Origin of the sequence: Alkalibacterium sp., from assembly GCF_046484155.1 — a bacterium.
Classification (GTDB): Bacteria; Bacillota; Bacilli; order Lactobacillales; family Carnobacteriaceae_A; genus Alkalibacterium.
In genome coordinates this window covers 1-2,604 of sequence record NZ_JAWOBT010000007.1, presented here as the reverse complement: position 1 = coordinate 2,604, position 2,604 = coordinate 1, and the positions used below count along the sequence as shown (strand labels likewise).

General features: G+C 38.9%; 4 protein-coding genes. 1 reads left to right on the top strand and 3 read right to left on the bottom strand.

All coding sequences use genetic code 11. The features are described from left to right. Positions 1–173 precede the first annotated feature (173 nt). The gene (locus R6U02_RS00435) at positions 174–431 is read left to right on the top strand and encodes a UDP-N-acetylglucosamine 2-epimerase (protein WP_410261674.1); all 258 of its coding nucleotides are present in this window, start codon (positions 174–176) and stop codon (positions 429–431) included. Between the two features lie 88 nt (positions 432–519). Here the strand turns inward: R6U02_RS00435 and R6U02_RS00430 are convergent, their stop codons facing one another. The 3 genes from R6U02_RS00430 to R6U02_RS00420 all read right to left on the bottom strand — a co-directional run. Further along, positions 520–1,497 (bottom strand): HNH endonuclease signature motif containing protein, encoded by a 978-nt coding sequence (locus R6U02_RS00430; RefSeq protein WP_410261673.1) that lies wholly within the window; start codon positions 1,495–1,497, stop codon positions 520–522. 13 nt (positions 1,498–1,510) lie between these two features. After that, a complete protein-coding gene (locus R6U02_RS00425) occupies positions 1,511–1,936 on the bottom strand; it encodes a hypothetical protein (RefSeq protein WP_410261672.1) in 426 nt (141 codons plus the stop codon). Positions 1,937–2,315: 379 nt separating this feature from the next. Further along, positions 2,316–2,604 (bottom strand): DUF234 domain-containing protein (locus tag R6U02_RS00420; RefSeq protein ID WP_410261671.1); only part of this gene is annotated, 289 nt, incomplete at its 5' end.

The following is a 2,604-nucleotide window of genomic DNA, read 5'->3' as shown; positions in this document are numbered from 1 at the left end:
CCCCGCACCGTGGAAATACTCAAGAAAGAAGGGATGAATCCCCTGGCCACCATGGAGGTATTTTCCCGTCGAGCTGGTATCTTGTGCGGCATAGAAGAAGTTAAAGCTTTGCTGGCAGAAGTCCTTCCCGAAAACAATCGTGAAGTCTGGGCACTAAGTCATTGAGCGCCAAGATGATACTGACAGACAGCGGCGGACTGCAGGAGGAATGCACCGTGCTGGGAACGCCATGCCTCACCCTGCGATGGAACACCGAGAGGCCTATAACGTTGAGACAGCACGGGGGTGCCAGCGTGATAGTGGGTAATAATACGGATCTTATACGCAGGGAATACCAGAAGACATTGCTTCTTGACCGTAATCCTCACCGCCCGAAGCTATGGGATGGCAAAACAGCAGGCAGGTGCCTGGATGCCATACTGGATGCATAGTGATTGATTTCAGCTATGTGTAGTATGGAATTTAAAAGCTCTTCCCTTTCCGTTTGCTGATTAGTTATTTGTTGTTCTTGCTTTCATCTTAGCTGTAATCATCAATGGAATCACCTCCAGTCCATTCAAGCCCTTGAGCAAGGATAAACTGTTTCTCTGCCCCATTGTTCTCGAAAAAACTTCCAAGATTTGTATGAACAAACAACTTGTTTTCATAAGTCACTTGTGCCAATGACCAAGGCTTTATTGCGTTATCATCACTATTCTTACACATAACCCACAATGTGTTTCCATCTCCGGATGTTGCATAATCTAAAATAATCGAGTATGAATATTTGTTGCGGGAAAATATTTCTCCAATCTTGAGATTTGCAGCATAGGACTCAATAGGATTATCGGTGCTTTCTTGTGGACAACAAGGAAACTCAGACGGAGTACGCCATTCTTTTTGAATAGCATTAGGCGTTTCAGAGGTTACTAATCCAGGAGTTTCTTGAGATGAAGAGTAATTAAGATTATCTTTAAATATCCATTCCCCCAATGAACCACCTTTCGATGAAGTGCTGTCATTTTCCTTTTTCGTCCACTCACTTAAACGTTGCCAAGATGTTCGTGCTTCTTCCGGAGTAACAGTTCTCATCCACTCAAAGTTAGGATCTACATTTATATGATTGTGTAATATGGACGGGTCTTTGAGAAAAGCTTCAATACTACCACAATGGTGTACTATTCTTTTTACCGTTATCGGGTTATTCAGAATATTCTCCAATTTGGTTAACCAGCGAAGATTTTCAGGTCTATTATTTTGACGATTTGTGTCAATATGGTCGACAATATGTTGTGGAGTTGGTGGTTCACCCAAAAAAGCGTATGCCACGATGCGATGAACAACTTCTGAAACAATGAGCATATAGCCATTATTGTTTGGTTTTCCAAAAGTCCACTGATTATCATATTTCCGCAGGCGTTTACCTTTGCGAGCATGGCGTAGCACAGCTCCATTATCCCGAACAGAATAATGTTCATCTTTGTAAACACATTCGAGTTCTCGCTTAAAATCAGTCATCAAACCCTTCCTTTTATTCTATTGGAATAATTAGTCTTTCCTCAGATTCTATTGACCATTGAACTTGCCACATTTTGCCATCAATCTGATCCAGCAGAATGAATGTATAAATGTTTTGGGTTGAATAAAGCATAAATCTACCATTCTCTTCCTTTTCTTTGGGGACAAGGGGCACAAAATTTAAATATGTTTCAAAGCGATTGTCGCCTCCTACATCGTATTGAACTTGCCACATTTGTCCATTTCGTGTATTTAGTTTGATGAAAGTCCACATGTTTTCCGTTGGAAAAAGGCGATAACCAACGTTAGTGATTTGTGTTAAAACGCTCTCATTTAAGGTGCTATCAATAGTAGTACCTTCAAGATTTTGTGAATTTGCCCTCGTGTAGGTAGATGAGACTACAAAAATAAAGATTAATAAAATTATAAATTTCCTCATAATTAGTTAGGATTAAATGGTATTAATAATTTTTCTTTTTATCACAAGTTTAAGAATAGTATTTCTTTTCGCATAAATAAAAATAACCATTATACTTTGGTCTTTTTGATTAATGCTAACGCAGATCTTTTGCTTATAACACTATAGGGGTCGCCCAGGCTGTTAAATAAAAACTCAAGATCATTATCCGTTTCTTCATCGCAAAATTTGATATGTCGAAGTTTTTCCGGATATTGAATTAGTAATAATTTCCTGACTTATACTACGATACACCTTTCGGGAAAAGCAAGTTTAGCTTCTGGAAATCTTATACTTTTATATGAGAACAATATACTTCATTCAAGAGGAATTATCAAGAATTTCGCTCAACCGTAGACCTTTAGTCGTTTGTCTTTGGTCTTTTGCCGGAAATAATATCTGCAGGGGTAATGATGATTGGTTCAGCGGAAATTTTTTCAGGCTTATTCTTGAGAAACAGGGTATACACAATTTTCCTGTTCTTTACAAAAGGCAGCTTTTGAGCTTTATTTTTCAATCTGTTAAAAACCTTTACAGCATCTATGGCTTCTGACCATTTTGCTTCACCAATAAGTAATGAGGACCCGTCATCTGCTAATGCAACAATGTCAATCTCCACCGGTTTGTTATCAATTCCGTTACCCCACCAT

What these genes read in the sequence shown, in the direction of transcription:
- R6U02_RS00430 (WP_410261673.1), bottom strand. Translation starts at nt 1,497, where the DNA reads ATGACTGATTTTAAGCGAGAACTCGAATGTGTTTACAAAGATGAACAT.
- R6U02_RS00435 (WP_410261674.1), top strand. Translation starts at nt 174, where the DNA reads ATGATACTGACAGACAGCGGCGGACTGCAGGAGGAATGCACCGTGCTG.
- R6U02_RS00425 (WP_410261672.1), bottom strand. Translation starts at nt 1,936, where the DNA reads ATGAGGAAATTTATAATTTTATTAATCTTTATTTTTGTAGTCTCATCT.